The sequence below is a fragment of the Paraburkholderia nemoris genome (assembly GCF_905221015.1).
Classification (GTDB): domain Bacteria; phylum Pseudomonadota; class Gammaproteobacteria; order Burkholderiales; family Burkholderiaceae; genus Paraburkholderia; species Paraburkholderia nemoris.
Window position 1 is genome coordinate 217,081 of sequence record NZ_CAJNBO010000009.1, and the last position, 14,952, is coordinate 232,032.

Annotated in this window: 14 protein-coding genes; 6 read left to right on the plus strand and 8 right to left on the minus strand. The window is 61.1% G+C overall.

Features of this window, described 5'->3' with window-relative positions; all coding sequences use genetic code 11:
• Positions 1–135 precede the first annotated feature (135 nt).
• The 5 genes from KHO33_RS16335 to KHO33_RS16355 all read right to left on the minus strand — a co-directional run bounded on the left by KHO33_RS16335 (position 136) and on the right by KHO33_RS16355 (position 7,385).
• On the minus strand, positions 136–1,350 hold the full coding sequence (locus KHO33_RS16335; RefSeq protein ID WP_093634498.1) for an ABC transporter substrate-binding protein: 1,215 nt from the start codon (positions 1,348–1,350) through the stop codon (positions 136–138).
• A gap of 66 nt (positions 1,351–1,416) precedes the next feature.
• A complete protein-coding gene (locus KHO33_RS16340; RefSeq protein WP_054038596.1) occupies positions 1,417–2,175 on the minus strand; it encodes an ABC transporter ATP-binding protein in 759 nt (252 codons plus the stop codon).
• The gene (locus KHO33_RS16345; RefSeq protein ID WP_054038612.1) at positions 2,172–2,951 is read right to left on the minus strand and encodes an ABC transporter ATP-binding protein; all 780 of its coding nucleotides are present in this window, start codon (positions 2,949–2,951) and stop codon (positions 2,172–2,174) included. The genes KHO33_RS16340 and KHO33_RS16345 overlap by 4 nt, the downstream gene beginning before the upstream one ends.
• 410 nt (positions 2,952–3,361) lie before the next feature.
• Positions 3,362–5,077 (minus strand): GMC family oxidoreductase, encoded by a 1,716-nt coding sequence (locus KHO33_RS16350; RefSeq protein WP_200565604.1) that lies wholly within the window; start codon positions 5,075–5,077, stop codon positions 3,362–3,364.
• A 769-nt stretch (positions 5,078–5,846) separates the two neighbouring features.
• On the minus strand, positions 5,847–7,385 hold the full coding sequence (locus tag KHO33_RS16355; RefSeq protein WP_200565605.1) for a CoA-acylating methylmalonate-semialdehyde dehydrogenase: 1,539 nt from the start codon (positions 7,383–7,385) through the stop codon (positions 5,847–5,849).
• 133 nt (positions 7,386–7,518) lie between these two features.
• Here KHO33_RS16355 and KHO33_RS16360 point away from each other — a divergent pair, with 133 nt between their 5' ends.
• Both KHO33_RS16360 and KHO33_RS16365 read left to right on the plus strand, forming a co-directional pair.
• Positions 7,519–8,418 (plus strand): LysR family transcriptional regulator, encoded by a 900-nt coding sequence (locus KHO33_RS16360; protein ID WP_054042721.1) that lies wholly within the window; start codon positions 7,519–7,521, stop codon positions 8,416–8,418.
• A 373-nt stretch (positions 8,419–8,791) separates the two neighbouring features.
• Complete coding sequence (locus KHO33_RS16365) at positions 8,792–9,328, plus strand: class IV adenylate cyclase (protein WP_097390774.1); 537 nt, start codon at positions 8,792–8,794, stop codon at positions 9,326–9,328.
• A 93-nt stretch (positions 9,329–9,421) separates the two neighbouring features.
• Here KHO33_RS16365 and KHO33_RS16370 read toward each other — a convergent pair whose 3' ends face one another.
• Positions 9,422–9,913 carry an Lrp/AsnC family transcriptional regulator gene (locus KHO33_RS16370; RefSeq protein WP_200565606.1) on the minus strand — a complete coding sequence of 164 codons (492 nt, stop codon included), beginning with the start codon at positions 9,911–9,913 and terminating at the stop codon, positions 9,422–9,424.
• A 148-nt stretch (positions 9,914–10,061) separates the two neighbouring features.
• Here KHO33_RS16370 and phhA point away from each other — a divergent pair, with 148 nt between their 5' ends.
• Both phhA and KHO33_RS16380 read left to right on the plus strand, forming a co-directional pair.
• On the plus strand, positions 10,062–10,952 hold the full coding sequence (gene phhA / locus KHO33_RS16375; protein WP_234480615.1) for a phenylalanine 4-monooxygenase: 891 nt from the start codon (positions 10,062–10,064) through the stop codon (positions 10,950–10,952).
• Positions 10,953–11,001: 49 nt separating this feature from the next.
• The gene (locus KHO33_RS16380) at positions 11,002–11,346 is read left to right on the plus strand and encodes a 4a-hydroxytetrahydrobiopterin dehydratase (RefSeq protein ID WP_268963032.1); all 345 of its coding nucleotides are present in this window, start codon (positions 11,002–11,004) and stop codon (positions 11,344–11,346) included.
• Positions 11,347–11,440: 94 nt separating this feature from the next.
• Here the strand turns inward: KHO33_RS16380 and KHO33_RS16385 are convergent, their stop codons facing one another.
• Positions 11,441–11,665: a DUF3717 domain-containing protein gene (locus KHO33_RS16385; protein ID WP_054042765.1), complete on the minus strand. Its 225-nt coding sequence runs from the start codon at positions 11,663–11,665 to the stop codon at positions 11,441–11,443.
• A gap of 173 nt (positions 11,666–11,838) precedes the next feature.
• Here KHO33_RS16385 and KHO33_RS16390 point away from each other — a divergent pair, with 173 nt between their 5' ends.
• On the plus strand, positions 11,839–12,525 hold the full coding sequence (locus tag KHO33_RS16390; protein ID WP_028197606.1) for a response regulator transcription factor: 687 nt from the start codon (positions 11,839–11,841) through the stop codon (positions 12,523–12,525).
• A gap of 143 nt (positions 12,526–12,668) precedes the next feature.
• A complete protein-coding gene (locus KHO33_RS16395) occupies positions 12,669–14,171 on the plus strand; it encodes a sensor histidine kinase (RefSeq protein WP_054042732.1) in 1,503 nt (500 codons plus the stop codon).
• A 73-nt stretch (positions 14,172–14,244) separates the two neighbouring features.
• Here KHO33_RS16395 and KHO33_RS16400 read toward each other — a convergent pair whose 3' ends face one another.
• Positions 14,245–14,769 carry an SET domain-containing protein gene (locus tag KHO33_RS16400; RefSeq protein WP_054042734.1) on the minus strand — a complete coding sequence of 175 codons (525 nt, stop codon included), beginning with the start codon at positions 14,767–14,769 and terminating at the stop codon, positions 14,245–14,247.
• Positions 14,770–14,952: the final 183 nt, after the last annotated feature.

A 14,952-nucleotide genomic window follows, 5' to 3' on the forward strand; every position in this document is an offset into this window, starting at 1 on the left:
GTGCGACCGGCGAGCCATCCGCCCGATCGCGAGCGGCATATGAAGCAGCTTCCCGTCAGTCTGTGTACCAAAACGGCGTTAATCATTTCCCGCCAGGTAACGCAGACAGACGGTCATCTGGTTATCAATCAGCGCTCATTTCCACATCGCGCAGCGCGTTTCAGCCTTGGTCGTGAACGCCTGCTCGCCGGGAATCGTCGCAGTGATCTTGTAGTAGTCCCACGGCTCTTTGGATTCGGCCGGCGTCTTCACCTGCATCAGGTACATATCGTGGATCATGCTGCCGTCCTGACGGATGTAGCCCTTCGCGTAGAAGTCGTCGATCTTGGCCTTCTTCAGTTGCGCCATCACCTTGTCGGAGTCGGTCGAGCCGACCGTCTGCACGGCCTTCAGGTAGGTCATGGTTGCGGAATAGTCGGCAGCCTGCAGGCTCGACGGCATCTTCTTCATCTTGTCGAAGTAGCGCCGCGCCCACGCGCGCGTGGTGGCGTCCTTGTTCCAGTACCAGCTATCCGTCAGCACCAGGCCCTGGGTCGTTTCCAGACCCAGACTGTGGACGTCGTCGATAAACATCAGCAGTGCGGCCAGCTTCATCGTCTTCGTGATGCCGAATTCCTTGGCGGCCTTGATCGAGTTGATCGTGTCGCCGCCCGCGTTGGCGAGGCCGAGGATCTGCGCCTTCGAAGCTTGCGCCTGCAACAGGAACGACGAGAAATCCGATGCCGAAAGCGGATGACGCACGGCACCCAGCACCTGGCCGCCGTTGGCCTTCACCACGTCCGACGTATTCTTTTCGAGTGCCTTGCCGAACGCATAGTCAGCGGTCAGGAAGTACCACGTCTTGCCGCCCTGCTTCGTCACCGCCGAGCCCGTGCCCTTGGCGAGCGCCGTCGTGTCGTACGCGTAGTGGATCGTGTACGGTGTGCATTGCTCGTTGGTCAGGGTGTCGGCGCCCGCGCCGATGCTGATATAGACCTTGTGCTTCTCACCGGCCACCGTGTTCATCGACAGCCCGGTTGCCGAATTCGTGCCGCCGATCAGCAGATCGACGCCATCCCGATCGAACCATTCGCGCGCCCGCGACGCCGCGATGTCGGCCTTGTTCTGGTGATCGGCATAGACCACCGAGATCGGCTTGCCATTGACCTTGCCGCCGAAGTCGGCCACGGCCATGCGGATCGCTTCGAGACCGCCCTGGCCATCAATATCCGCATACAGACCCGACATGTCGGTGATGAAGCCGATCTTCACGGCATCGTCAGCGGCCTGCGCGCTGCCCATCGTCAACGCGGCGCCGGCGGCAACCGCGAAACAGAGTGTGGCAAGCCGCGCGAGTGGGTTCTTTTTCATTCCTGTCTCCTGGTTTCTTCGCTTGTGGTTATCAGAGGCAATCGGACGTTTCTCGTTACTTCCTGTCTATACGCCCAGTAAGTCGTGCAGCACCGGCATCTTGCTTTCGAGCTCGCCGGCCTCGAAGTGTTCGACGATCGCACCATGCTCCATCACATAGAAGCGATCGGCGAGTGGCGCGGCAAAGCGGAAATTCTGTTCGACCATCACAACCGTGTAGCCGCGCGCCTTGAGCGTCATGATCATGCGAGCAAGCGCCTGCACGATGACTGGCGCCAGGCCCTCCGAGATTTCATCGAGCAGCAGCAAACTCGCGCCGGTGCGCAGAATGCGTGCGACCGCCAGCATCTGCTGCTCGCCACCCGAGAGCCGCGTGCCCTGGCTCATGCGGCGTTCCTGCAAATTCGGGAACATCGAATAGATTTCTTCGAGCGACATCATGTGCGCCTTGTCGCCGACGGGCGGCGGCAACAGCAGGTTTTCCTCACATGAGAGGCTCGAGAAAATCCCACGCTCTTCCGGGCAGTAACCGATGCCGCAGTGAGCGATGCGATGGGTGGGCAGGTTGATGGTTTCGCGTCCGCTAATGCGGATCGAGCCGGTGCGCCGGCCGGTCAGCCCCATGATCGCGCGCAGTGTGGTGGTGCGCCCCGCGCCGTTACGGCCCAGCAGCGTGACGACTTCGCCGCGGTTTACCGTCAGATCGACGCCATGCAGGATATGGGACTCCCCGTACCATGCCTGCAAACCCGTGATCTCCAGCGCGGGGGCACCGCCAGCCGTGTCGCTCACTTCGAGACTTTCGCGCTCGGCAATCGTATTCATGCGTGGGCTCCGGCGAGCGCCGCGTCGGCGCTGCCCATATAGGCTTGCATCACGAGCGGATTCTTCGACACTTCCGCATAGCTGCCTTCCGCGAGCACTTCGCCTCGTTGCAGCACGGTGATGGTGTCGGAGATGCCGGCGATCACGTTCATGTTGTGCTCGACCATCAGGATCGTGCGGCCGCTCGATACTTTCTTGATCAAGGCCGTGACGCGATCGACGTCTTCATGACCCATGCCTTGCGTCGGTTCGTCGAGCAACATCAACTCGGGCTCCATCGCGAGCGTGGTGGCAATTTCGAGCGCGCGCTTGCGGCCGTAGGACAGTTCTACCGTGAGCACGTCGGCGAAATCGGTCAATCCGACCTGGGTGAGCAAATCCATGGCCCGATCGTCGAGCTGACGCAGCGTGCGCTCGCTCTTCCAGAAGTGAAATGCCGTGCCGAGCACGCGCTGCAAACCGATGCGCACGTTCTGCAATGCTGTCAGATGCGGAAATACAGCAGAAATCTGAAACGAGCGGATGATGCCGCGCCGGGCGATTTGCGCCGGGCGTTCACTGGTGATGTCGATTCCGTTGAAGACGATCTGGCCCGCGGTCGGTTCAAGGAATTTGGTGAGCAGATTGAAGCAGGTGGTCTTGCCTGCCCCATTAGGGCCGATCAGCGCATGGATCGAGCCACGGCGCACGCGCAGGTTCACCCCGTTCACGGCGATGAAGCCTTTGAACTCGCGGGTGAGGCCGCGCGTTTCGAGAATCGTATCGCCGAGAATCATGTTCCCTTCCATACGGAGTAAGGCGAAGCATTACGATCTTCCGCGCGAACGGCTGCGCGACTTTTATGTGTGACGGCGGCACCCCGTGCCGCTCGTTGGCGTACTGCACCAATCCGGACGGTAATCCATGGGCGGCACGCAGCATGGCTGCCATTGTCGCGCCAATGATGCAGCGCATTCATTGGGATTTGCACTTAGTGGATGACAACTGTTTGAAGCGGGCCCGAGGCGTGCTCAAGCGGCACGCCACCCTTGCTCGGGGCGCGCCTGAAGGATACGCACGCGATGCGTCAACCTTGTTCGGCACGCGCCAGCGGGATCCGCGAGCGCTGCTTCCATCACGCTCGAGGCATGCCAGGCAAAGTCCGAGGCGCGCACCGCGGCCTCGACTCCCACAGTCACGCCGAGTGTCACACGGCTGACATGGACGGCGCACCGCTAGTCTGAACCAGGACATTGCCGCCCACGCGTGTGCGGCGATCTTCACGGATCATGTCGCTGGCGCGCTCGGCGATCATCAGTGTCGGCGAATTCGTGTTGCCCGAGGTGATGGACGGCATGATTGATGCGTCGACCACCCGCAAACCGTCAACCCCGATAACTCGTAGGCGATTGTCGACGACCGCGCCGGGATCGTCGGCGGTGCCCATCCGGCAAGTGCCGACCGGATGAAAGATGGTGGTGCCGACCGCCCCTGCGGCCTGCTGAAGTTCTTCTTCGGTCTGATACTGAATACCGGGCAGAATCTCTTGCGGCCGATAGGGCGCAAGCGCAGGCGCCGCGGCAATGCGGCGCGTGAGACGCAATGCGTTGGCAGCGACGTGCCGGTCATAGTCCGTGGACAGATAATTTGGCGCGATCAACGGCGGCGCCGACGCATCGGGCGATCCGATGTGAATGCTGCCACGCGAGGTCGGCCGCAACTGACACACCGACGCGGTGAATGCATTGAAGCGATGCAACGGTTCGCCGAAGCGATCGAGCGAGAGCGGCTGCACGTGATACTCGAGATCAGGACGCGTGAGCGAGCGGTCATTCGGATCGGACTTGGCAAACGCACCGAGTTGCGATGGCGACATCGACATGGGGCCGCTTTGAAAGAGCGCGTACTGCATGCCGATCATCAGCTTGCCCCACCAATGCGCGGAAGCGGTATTGAGCGTACGCACGCCGTCGACTTTATAAGCCATACGCAACTGCAGATGGTCCTGCAGATTTTCGCCGACGCCGGGCAGATCCTTCACGACCTCGATGCCGAGATTCTGCAGACGCGCGCCATTACCGATACCGGAGAGTTCGAGCAATTGCGGCGAGTTGACCGCACCGGAACTGAGGATCACTTCGCAACGGGCTTTGGCGAGATAGTCCGTGTTGTCGCCGCGATATTCGACGCCGGTGCAGCGACGTCCTTCGAACACGACTCGCTGTGTGTGGGCACCGGTGATAACAGTGAGATTGGGGCGCTTAAGCGCCGGACGCAGGAAGGCTTTCGACGCATTCCAGCGGATACCGCGTTTCTGATTGACGTCGAAGTAGCCGACACCGGTGTTGTCGCCGCGATTGAAGTCATCGGTGGCGGGTATACCGGTTTGTTGTGCGGCTTGTGAAAACTCTTCGAGGATCTTCCATTTCAGGCGCTGCTTTTCGACGCGCCATGGGCCGCCTGCTCCATGCGATTCGGAGGCGCCGGCGTGGTGGTCTTCGCTGCGTTTGAAGATGGGGAGGACGGCGTTCCAGGACCAGGAGGCGTCGTTGGTGACGCGAGCCCATTCATCGTAGTCCTCGCGTTGGCCGCGCATGTAGATCATGCCGTTGATCGAGGAGCTGCCGCCTAGTACTCTTCCCCGCGGGTATGAGAGGGAGCGGCCGTTCAGGCCGGGTTCTGATTGGGTTTTGTAGAGCCAATCTGTGCGGGGATTGCCAATGCAGTAGAGGTAGCCTACCGGTATGTGGATCCAGTGGTAGTCGTCTTTGCCGCCGGCTTCTAGCAGGAGGACCTGTACTTCTGGATCTTCCGATAGGCGGTTGGCGAGGACGCAACCTGCTGTGCCGGCGCCGACTATGATGTAGTCGAATTCGCCTTCCAGGCGGTGGGGTTTTGTTTGTGTGTTTTCTTGGGTGTTCATCGTTTTGTCTCCTAAGCTTTTTGCCTGCTCGGCGCGTTTTTGTTCGTGCTCTTAGCGCTTTGGCCTTTCCTTGTTCTGGCTTTGGTGCCTTTCCTTGCTTTGTTAGTGGTCTATTAGCGTTGCCCCTGTGCGGGGCGGCACCTACTTCTCTTTGCTGCTGCAAAGAGAAGTAGGCAAGAGAAAGCAGCTCAAACCGCTAATGCTAAGTGGGCACCGTAGTCCGCAACGGGTAGTGGTGCGACTGGAATCTGGGTTCGTGCACCTGCATGCGCTAGTGACAAGGGCGTCATACTTCCCGTCTCGCACTGCGTGCTCGCCGGAAAAGCACTTCAACAAACCAGTGGTTCGCTTGGTTCTACCCCATTCACAATCGCGGCCTTCACATCAGGCGCCTAGCACTCGCCACTAACTAATCAAGCACCTCGCCGAGGCGAAGCCGACGGCCCCCACAAACCTCAACCGAAGCCGGTGGTTTCCCTGGCAGACCCGTCCGCGACGCACGTAGTGCGGAGTGGGAGCTGACGAGTCCTTTGTCACTAACGCGGAATGTGAGAGAACACGGATTCCAGTCGCACCACTACCCGCAGCAGACCACGGTGCCCGCTTAGCAGGGGCTTCTAGCCGCTTTCTTTTGCCTACTTTTCTTTGCGGCGGCAAAGAAAAGTAGGTGCCGCCCCGCACAGGGGCAACGCTAATAGACCACTAACAAAACAAGGAAAGGCCAAAGCCCTAAGAACACGGCCAAAAAGCGCCGCGCAGGCAAAAAAGGCTATTTGGCTACTGGCATAGTGAACTCAGCCCCCTTCCCAATACTATCGGGCCACCTCTGCATAACGCTCTTGTAGCGTGTATAAAACCGCACACCTTCTTCCCCATACGCATGATGATCCCCAAAGAGCGACTTCTTCCACCCACCAAAAGAATGCCAAGCCATCGGCACAGGAATCGGCACATTAATCCCCACCATCCCAATCTGGATCTGCCGCGAAAACGCCCGAGCCACGCCACCGTCAGAGGTGAACAACGACACCCCATTAGCAAACTCGTTAGCGTTAATCAACTCAACAGCAGAAGCAAAATCCGGCACCCGCACAACACACAACACCGGACCGAAAATCTCCTCGCGATAGATCTTCATATCGGTCGAGACATCATCGAACAACGTACCGCCGAGAAAGAACCCCTTCTCATGTCCGGCCACCTGATGGCCACGCCCATCGACCACCAGCTTCGCACCCGCCGCAACGCCGGCATCGATATAACCCGCTACTTTCTCGCGATGCACCGCCGTCACCAACGGCCCCATTTCGGCTTCCGCTTCCATGCCGTTCAGAATCTTCAGGCTCTTCACGCGCGGTGTCAGTCGCTCAATCAGCTCATCGGCAATATGTCCGACCGCAACCGCCACCGAAATCGCCATGCACCGCTCGCCGGCGGAACCATACGCAGCGCCAATCAACGCGTCGACCGCCTGATCGAGATCCGCGTCCGGCATCACCACGAGGTGATTCTTCGCCCCGCCTAAAGCCTGCACGCGCTTGCCGTGCTTCGTGCCTTCCGTATAGATGTATTCGGCAATCGGCGTCGAACCGACAAACGACAACGCGCTCACCTCGGGATGCACGAGCAACGCATCCACTGCCACCTTGTCGCCATGCACGACGTTGAACACGCCGTCCGGCAAACCGGCTTCCTTGAACAATTCAGCAAGACGGTTCGATGCCGACGGATCCCGCTCCGATGGCTTCAGCACGAACGTGTTGCCGCATGCGATCGCCACCGGGAACATCCAGCACGGCACCATCATCGGGAAATTGAACGGCGTGATGCCGGCGACCACGCCCAGCGGCTGGCGCAGATTCCAGTTGTCGATGCCGCCGCCGATCTGGTCGGTGAAGTCGGTCTTCAGCAAATTCGGAATGCCGCACGCGAACTCGACGATCTCGATGCCGCGCATCACCTCGCCCTTCGCATCCGAAAACACCTTGCCGTGCTCACGCGTGATCAACTCCGCCAGTTCGTCATGGTGACGGTCGAGCAATTCCTTGAACTTGAACAGCACGCGCGCCCGCTTGATCGGCGCGGTTTCGCTCCATGCAGGAAACGCAGCACTGGCAGCAGCGACCGCCGCGTCCACTTCAGCGACGCTCGCCAGCGGCACACGTGCGCTCACGCTGCCAAGCGCGGGATTGAAGACGTCGCCGAAGCGGCCGCTCGTTCCCTCGACCATCTTGCCGTTGATGAAATGGGTCAGCGCGCGTGCGCTCGTCTCGCTCCGGACAGCCTCGTCCTGATATGTCTCGCTCATGTTCTTGTCCTCTTCCTATGAAGGTCTTCCGCCCACCGCGAACGGCGTGATGAACGCAAGCGTACGGCGCTTCGGGGCGACAAATCCAATGAGTAATGCTCAACTGCGCTATAAGGCGAGCTAATATCAGGATATGGATCTGACTCTGCTACGGGCGTTCGTCACCGTCGCACGCGAGGGCAACCTCACGCGTGCCGCGGTGCAGCTTCATCTGACCCAACCTGCCGTCAGCCTGCAAATCAAGCATTTGCAGGAGACGCTCGGCGTGACGCTGTTCACGCGGACCTCGCACGGGCTTTCGCTGACACGCGACGGGCAGGCCTTGCTGCCCCACGCCGAACGTGCGCTGGGCGCCGCAAGCGACGTGCAGCGCGCAGCGGCGTCGCTGCGCCACGAAGTGCGCGGCCGATTGCGGATCGGCACGATTCTCGACCCGGCGTTTCTGCGCCTCGGCGGCTTTCTCAAGCAACTGGTGGAAACCTGGCCGCGCATCGAAACGGCCTTGCGCCACGGAATGTCGGGCTGGGTGCTCGAACAGGTTCGTGCAGGTGAACTGGATGTGGGTTACTACATCGGCCTTCCGTCTGATGACGATGCCCGCGACGGCGCCACCTTTCATGCCGTCACGCTTACGCACTTCCAGTACCGCGTGCTGGCGCCGGCGGGCTGGAAAGATCGCGTGAAGGGCGCGCGCGACTGGCGTTCGCTCGCCGCACTGCCGTGGATCTGGACGCCGCCCGCGTCCGCGCACAACAGGTTGTTGTCGCGCTGCTTTGGGGAGGCCGGCGTCAAGCCGGTTAAGGTCGCGGAAGTGGATCAGGAGCCGTCGATGCTCGATCTGGTCAAATCAGGCGTCGGTCTGACGCTCGCGCGCGATGCCACCGCAATCGCCGAAGCGCATGCCCATGCGTTGACCATCGTCGAAGGCGTCACCGTGCCGACCCAGCTCAGCTTCATTACGCTCGCCGAGCGGAAGGACGAACCCGCGATTGCAGCTGCGTTGAAGCTGATCGAGCAGCAATGGGCGACTTGAGGACGGCAAGAAGGCCGGCGTGGACCCGCCCAGAGGGCACCACACCCGCAAGGGCGATATGAGCCACTCTCATGACAGCCGCGCACCATGCGACCGATTGTCATCTCGCCGCGTGTCCTCGCAGACCGCATTCGGCCGGTGGCGCAAGCCGAGCAAGCTCACGGACGGTCAATCGAGGTTCATCTCGACGCCCGCATTTGCTGGCTCCTTCATCTGAAACCACACCGTCACGCACTTTTTGTTAGATTGAGGGTTCGCGCTCACGCGCCGGCCCCGCATCGTTTCTGTTCCGTCTGACTTCGTCCTTCCCGGCAGCTTCGCCCCGGCAACACCGGAAGCTGCCGACCACGCCATCCTTCGACAGGAGCCTGACATGGCACGCAACATTGAAATCAAAGCCCGCGCCCAGCATTTCGAACAACTGCGTGAACGCGCCGCGAAGCTTGCGCCGGATGCGCCGCTGATCTTCCGCCAGCAGGACTTTTTCTACGACGTGCCTCGTGGCCGCCTGAAGCTGCGCCAGTTCGACGACGGCACGCCGGCCGAACTGATCTTCTACCAGCGCGACGACCGGGACGGTCCGAAGGCGTCGTATTACACGCGCAGCCCGGTGACCAACCCTGAGGCGATGCACGCGCTGCTCGCCACGGCGCTGACCACGCGTGGCATCGTCACGAAGGAACGTCACGTTTATCTGACGGGCCGTACGCGGATCCATCTGGACCGCGTCGACGGTCTCGGCGACTTTGTCGAGCTCGAAGTGCTGCTGGCTCAGGACGACGACGAAGAAGGCGGCCACGCCGAAGCACACGCGATGTTCCAGACCCTCGGCGTACCGGAATCGGATCTGGTGGCGGTGGCCTATGTGGATTTGTTGAGCCCGGACACCGAGCCGAAGCAGGCTGCGTAAAACTTAAGCATCAAGGGTCGCGGCGACGTCAATCTCAGGAACCGCGCCCCTTCATAACCTCCCTCAACACCAGAAACCCCGGACAGCCCCGCATCAAGCGGCGGCCGCCCCCGGCGACAGATGGCCGAGCGGCAACGGCCCATTGCGCTTGAAGGTGGTCAACACGATATTGGAGCGCACGCTGTCGACACCCGGCACGCGCATCAACTTCTTCATCACGAACGTCGACAGATAGTTCAGATCGGGAGCGACAATGCGCAGCAGATAATCGGCGTCGCCGACCACCGCGTGACATTCCAGTACTTCCGGCAGGACCTCGATCTGTTGCTGGAACTGCTCGATGATCGAGTCGCCGTGATGCTTCAACTTCAGACTCGTAAACGCCGTCACGCCGAGCCCGAGTTTTTCCGGGCGCAGCACGACGCGGTAGCCGTCCACCACACCCACCTGCTCCAGGCGCTGCAAGCGCCGTCCAATCTGCGACGGTGACAGCGGCACCTGCTCACCCAATTGCTGATGCGTGGCCCGGCCGAAGCGCTGAAGCACGTCCAGCAGCGCGAGATCGAAATGATCGAGTTCTAACATGATTGATATCCGCATTGAATCGGCAATTTATGCATGATTATTGCATATTTACCCACCATAACGCCATCATTGCGCACATCCCGCGCGCCCGCCGCTCTACACTTGCATCACCGTTTCAACCCGCAGACACCGTAGAGCACGCAGCATCATGTCCACCGCCAACACCGCCAAACTCAAAGAGCAATTCGACGCCGGCCTCGAAACCCGCGCCGACTTCACTATTGACCAGCCGATCGAACGCTACGGCGCAGTCGACCATGCCGTATGGCAGCAGCTTTATGCACGCCAGACCGCGTTGCTCAAGGGCCGTGTGTGCGATGAGTTTCTGGCAGGCGTCGACTGTATCGGCATGCCGCACGACCGCGTGCCCTCATTCGACGAAATCAACGCCAGGCTGACGCCCGCCACGGGCTGGCAAATCGTCGCCGTGCCCGGACTCGTGCCCGACCAGGTGTTCTTCGAGCATCTGGCGAACCGCCGCTTTCCCGTGACATGGTGGATGCGCCGCCCCGACCAGCTCGATTATCTGCAGGAACCGGACTGTTTTCACGATCTGTTCGGCCACGTACCGCTGCTGATCAATCCGGTGTTCGCGGACTACATGCACGCGTACGGCCGCGCGGCGCTTGCCGCCAATGATGCCGGCGCCTTGCCGCTGCTCGCCCGGCTCTATTGGTACACCGTCGAGTTCGGCCTGATCCGCGACGCGTCGAGTCCGAACGGCGTGAAGATCTACGGCGCGGGCATCGTCTCGAGCAAAGGCGAGACCCTCTACAGCCAGCATAGCGCGGCGCCGAACCGGCTCGGCTTCGACCTCGAACGCGTGATGCGCACGCGCTACCGCATCGACACGTTCCAGAAAACCTACTTCGTGATCGACGACTTCGCGCAGTTGTTCGGCGTCGCGCAAACCGACTTCGCCCCGCTGTTGGCCAAGCTGGCCGTAGAGCCGGCGTTCGCGGCAGGCGACGTGCTGGAGCAAGATCACGTGATCACGCTCGGCTCGCAGGAAGGCTGGCAAGCCGACGGCGATATCTGACAACACAGTCTGAGCAGGCCGACAGCAAGCTGATGGCATCCGTGAAAAAATAGCGGAGGCGCACGCCTGCCGGCGCGCCTGTTCAGATCAACGAGGTAGCACCATGATTAACAAACTGACTTCCGAAGAACGCGCCACGCAGATCGCCGAACTGCACGGCTGGCAAGCCGTAGCGGGCCGCGACGCGATCCAGCGCCACTTTAAATTCGCCGACTTCAACGAAGCATTCGGCTTCATGACGCGCGTGGCAATCAAGGCGCAGGAAATGGATCACCACCCGGAATGGTTCAACGTGTACAACAAGGTGGAAATCACCCTCTCGACGCACGAGGCCAATGGCCTGACCGAGCGGGACATCAAATTGGCCCGATTTATCGACAGTATTACTGCTTAATACAAGCGATCAGGGGCCTCCACGCCCCCCGCTTCGCGCGATTTGACGGTAATGAAAGGGCATTGCAGGCAATCCGGCGCCCAAACCTTCAGTTCTACAGGCTATTATTAAGGCGCACGTAAGAATCCCACGCTTGCCTCGCAAACCCGTCTAAACGATCCGGTGATAGGGTCTGCTGACGCTGTACAATCATCAGCGCATACGGCTTGGAGAGCGCGCTTGCCTCCTTGCACAGAACGAGTTCGTCGCCGCTCGAAGGTGAGCGGGCGCGCCAGAAGTTGATCGCGGCTTCCAGTTCGTGGATCGTTATCTCGGACATGACTTCGTGGTCGCTCAGTGGCTGCTTGATGGCTACTTCATGGCTGCTCGATGGCTGTTTCGTGGCTGCCTGGTGCCAGTTCGGCACGGCCACGCGGCACGCTGCCTGTGCAGCAGGCGCCCCGGCGAACCGCTTGCCCAAACGCCTAAAACCATTGTACTTGAGCGAAATCCATGCGACTCCTTCTGATCGAAGATGACCGCCCCATCGCACGCGGCATCCAAAGTAGTCTCGAACAAGCCGGCTTCACTGTCGACATGGTCCATGACGGCATTTTCGCCGAACAGGCCCTCACCCAAAACCGCCACGAGCTGGTGATTCTCGATCTGGGCCTGCCCGGTATCGACGGCATGACGCTGCTCGCGCGCTTCCGTCAGAGCAATCGCCACACGCCGGTGATCATCCTCACCGCGCGCGACGAGTTGAACGACCGCGTGCAAGGCCTGAATTCCGGTGCGGACGACTACATGCTGAAGCCGTTCGAACCCACCGAACTCGAAGCGCGCATCCGCGCCGTGATGCGCCGCAGCGGCCCGCATGGCGACATGCCGCGACCGGAAGTGTCGTTGGGCGGTGTGCGTCTGTCGGGCGTCGATCGCCGCATTTTCAACGACGACAAGCCGCTCGAGCTGTCGCCGCGTGAATTCGCGGTGCTCGAAATGCTGCTGCTGCGCCACGGCCGCGTGGTCAGCAAGGCTCAGCTGCAAGACCATCTGACGCACTTCGGCGGCGATCTCGGCGATACCGCGATCGAAGTCTATGTGCACCGGGTGCGCAAAAAGCTCGAAAACTGCCGTGTCGAAATCGTCACGGTGCGTGGCTTCGGTTACCTGTTGCAGGAAATCCGTCAGGCCGCATAATCGTTGCAAGGGCCGCAATCTGAATTGCGGCCTGACAGCGCCGGGCCGGCGCCGCGCACTCGGTGCGCAATTCGCCGGCATCCGGCGAATTTTCACGGTGCTACGGTGCTTTACGCCGTTGCTCCTTTCCCGCGCGTTCGATCATGCCCCAGCCGGCCGCCAATAGTCTGCGCCGCACGCTGCTGCGGCGCCTCGCTGCTCCCCTTTCGCTGCTCGCCCTGATGAGCGGCCTGATCGCTTACTGGCTGGCGTGGCAATACACGCAGCACGTAGTCGACCGCTCGCTCGCCGATCTCGCCACCGCGATCTCCAAACAGATCCAGATTGCCGGCCCCGACGCCAAGGTGACGGTGCCGCCGCTCGCGCAAGCCATGTTCTCCGATCCGGTCGAACAACTCGTCTATCGGATCAGCAACGGCGAAACCGAAATCGCCGGCGACCATAATCTCCCGCTGCAAGGCACCAGCGTGCGGCGCATGCATTACGCGTACGTATTCGAAACGCAGCACCAGGGTGTGACGGTGCGCGTGGCCCAGGTACGCGTCGATCAGCCCACCGGCAATCCAATCGTCGTTGAAGTGGGTCAGCCGGTGCATCACCGGTTTCAGATCGCCGCCGAATTTCTGGTCGCGATCATGATGCCGCTGCTGTTGCTGCTGCTGGCGGGCTGGGTGATCGTGTGGCGCGTCGTCAATCAGCAGCTCAATCCGCTCACCGATCTGGCGGACTCGCTGAACCGGCAGACCCACACGTCACTCGAACCGGTGGACGAGACCTATGTTCCGGTTGAAATCCGGCCGCTCACCGGCGCGTTGAACGCGCTGCTCGATCGTCTGAAAACCGCCCTCGACGGCCAGCGCAAATTTATCGCCGACGCCGCGCATCAACTGCGCACGCCGCTCACCGCCGTCAAGCTGCACGCGGAACAAGCCGCAGTCGCGCGTGATCCGCAGCAAACGCTCGCCGCGGTCCGTGAACTGCGCGCGGCGGCCGACCGCGCTGTGCGGCTGTCGAACCAGTTGCTTTCGCTGGCGCGCGCGGAGCCGGGCGAACAGGCGGCACGTTTCGTCACCGTGGATATGGCCGCGCTCGCTTTCGATACGGGTGCGGAATGGGTGCCGCGCGCACTGACTTTCCACGTCGACCTCGGCTTCCAGCGCCTCGACGATCCGGGTAACGATCAACCGCTGATGGCGCGCGGCAATCCCGTGCTGCTGCACGAAGTGATCGCCAATCTGCTGGATAACGCGCTCAAGTACGTGCCGCCTTCGCGTTTCGATGGCGGCCGCATCACCGTGACGGTGTCGCAAACCGTGATCGACAATCTGCGCATGGCCGAGATCGTCGTCGAAGACAATGGGCCGGGCGTGCCGCTCACGCAACAAGCCGATCTGTTCAAACGGTTCTTCCGCGGCGACGGTCAGAGCGACGCCGGCGTGGATAGCGGCGCCGGCCTCGGTCTCGCGATCGTTCACGACATCATGGTGCTGCATCACGGCAGCGTGCATTACGAAGATGCGCCGGAAGGCGGTGCGCGCTTTATTGTGCGCATTCCGCTGATACCGATCCGCGTGCAGCACGAAGTCGATCCCGAGGTACGGCGTCCGTCAAAAAAATCGGCGCACTCGGCGCCGATCGATATATGACTTTACAGCCGGTTTAAAGTACTGCCACGGGCTGCCTTGAGCTCACTTACGTTCAACTCAGGCAGCCCGCGTTTCATTTCTTCTTCGCTTTTTTCGCGGACGTCTTCGCCTTCTTCACCGTCTTGTCGGATTTGGAAGCGCCCTTCTCTTTCTCCGCCGGCGCCAGCATCGTGCCGCGGCACTTGCGCGCGCCGCAGCGGCATTCGTATTCCTTCTTGAGCTTCTTGGTCTGGCGCGCGTCGATGACGAGGCCGTAGTCGTAAAAGACTTCCTCACCCTCGGCGATGTCGCGCAGCGCGTGCACGTACACGTGACCGTCGATCTCTTCGGCTTCGCAGTTCGGCGCGCACGAATGGTTGATCCAGCGCGCGCTGTTGCCGTCCACTTTGCCGTCGATCACCTTGCCGCTGTCGAGCGCGAAGTAGAACGTGTGATTCGGTTCGTCCGGATTGTGCGGATGACGGCGCAGCGCTTCTTTCCAGGAGATCCGCTCACCCTTGTATTCGATCAGCCGTTCGCCCGCCGCAATCGGCTCGATGGCAAACACGCCTTTGCCGTGCACACCCGAACGGCGCACGGCGATCCTGCGTGAACTCATTGAATGAATCCTTGTGAAGAACTAGGGGTGAAGATCCGGCAGCCGTCAGAAATGCCCGCGTCTAACGCGCTGCTTTTTCCGACGCGGATAGCAAACGCGGCGCCTTGCGAGCGCCGCGTCGACCTGCGACGCTCATGCGCCACATCCGGCATCCTACACGCTCAAGACGGCTTCGTTCAACCG

What these genes read in the sequence shown, in the direction of transcription:
- KHO33_RS16335 (WP_093634498.1), bottom strand. Translation starts at nt 1,350, where the DNA reads ATGAAAAAGAACCCACTCGCGCGGCTTGCCACACTCTGTTTCGCGGTT.
- KHO33_RS16340 (WP_054038596.1), bottom strand. Translation starts at nt 2,175, where the DNA reads ATGAATACGATTGCCGAGCGCGAAAGTCTCGAAGTGAGCGACACGGCT.
- KHO33_RS16345 (WP_054038612.1), bottom strand. Translation starts at nt 2,951, where the DNA reads ATGATTCTCGGCGATACGATTCTCGAAACGCGCGGCCTCACCCGCGAG.
- KHO33_RS16350 (WP_200565604.1), bottom strand. Translation starts at nt 5,077, where the DNA reads ATGAACACCCAAGAAAACACACAAACAAAACCCCACCGCCTGGAAGGC.
- KHO33_RS16355 (WP_200565605.1), bottom strand. Translation starts at nt 7,385, where the DNA reads ATGAGCGAGACATATCAGGACGAGGCTGTCCGGAGCGAGACGAGCGCA.
- KHO33_RS16360 (WP_054042721.1), top strand. Translation starts at nt 7,519, where the DNA reads ATGGATCTGACTCTGCTACGGGCGTTCGTCACCGTCGCACGCGAGGGC.
- KHO33_RS16365 (WP_097390774.1), top strand. Translation starts at nt 8,792, where the DNA reads ATGGCACGCAACATTGAAATCAAAGCCCGCGCCCAGCATTTCGAACAA.
- KHO33_RS16370 (WP_200565606.1), bottom strand. Translation starts at nt 9,913, where the DNA reads ATGTTAGAACTCGATCATTTCGATCTCGCGCTGCTGGACGTGCTTCAG.
- phhA (WP_234480615.1), top strand. Translation starts at nt 10,062, where the DNA reads ATGTCCACCGCCAACACCGCCAAACTCAAAGAGCAATTCGACGCCGGC.
- KHO33_RS16385 (WP_054042765.1), bottom strand. Translation starts at nt 11,665, where the DNA reads ATGTCCGAGATAACGATCCACGAACTGGAAGCCGCGATCAACTTCTGG.
- KHO33_RS16390 (WP_028197606.1), top strand. Translation starts at nt 11,839, where the DNA reads ATGCGACTCCTTCTGATCGAAGATGACCGCCCCATCGCACGCGGCATC.
- KHO33_RS16395 (WP_054042732.1), top strand. Translation starts at nt 12,669, where the DNA reads ATGCCCCAGCCGGCCGCCAATAGTCTGCGCCGCACGCTGCTGCGGCGC.
- KHO33_RS16400 (WP_054042734.1), bottom strand. Translation starts at nt 14,769, where the DNA reads ATGAGTTCACGCAGGATCGCCGTGCGCCGTTCGGGTGTGCACGGCAAA.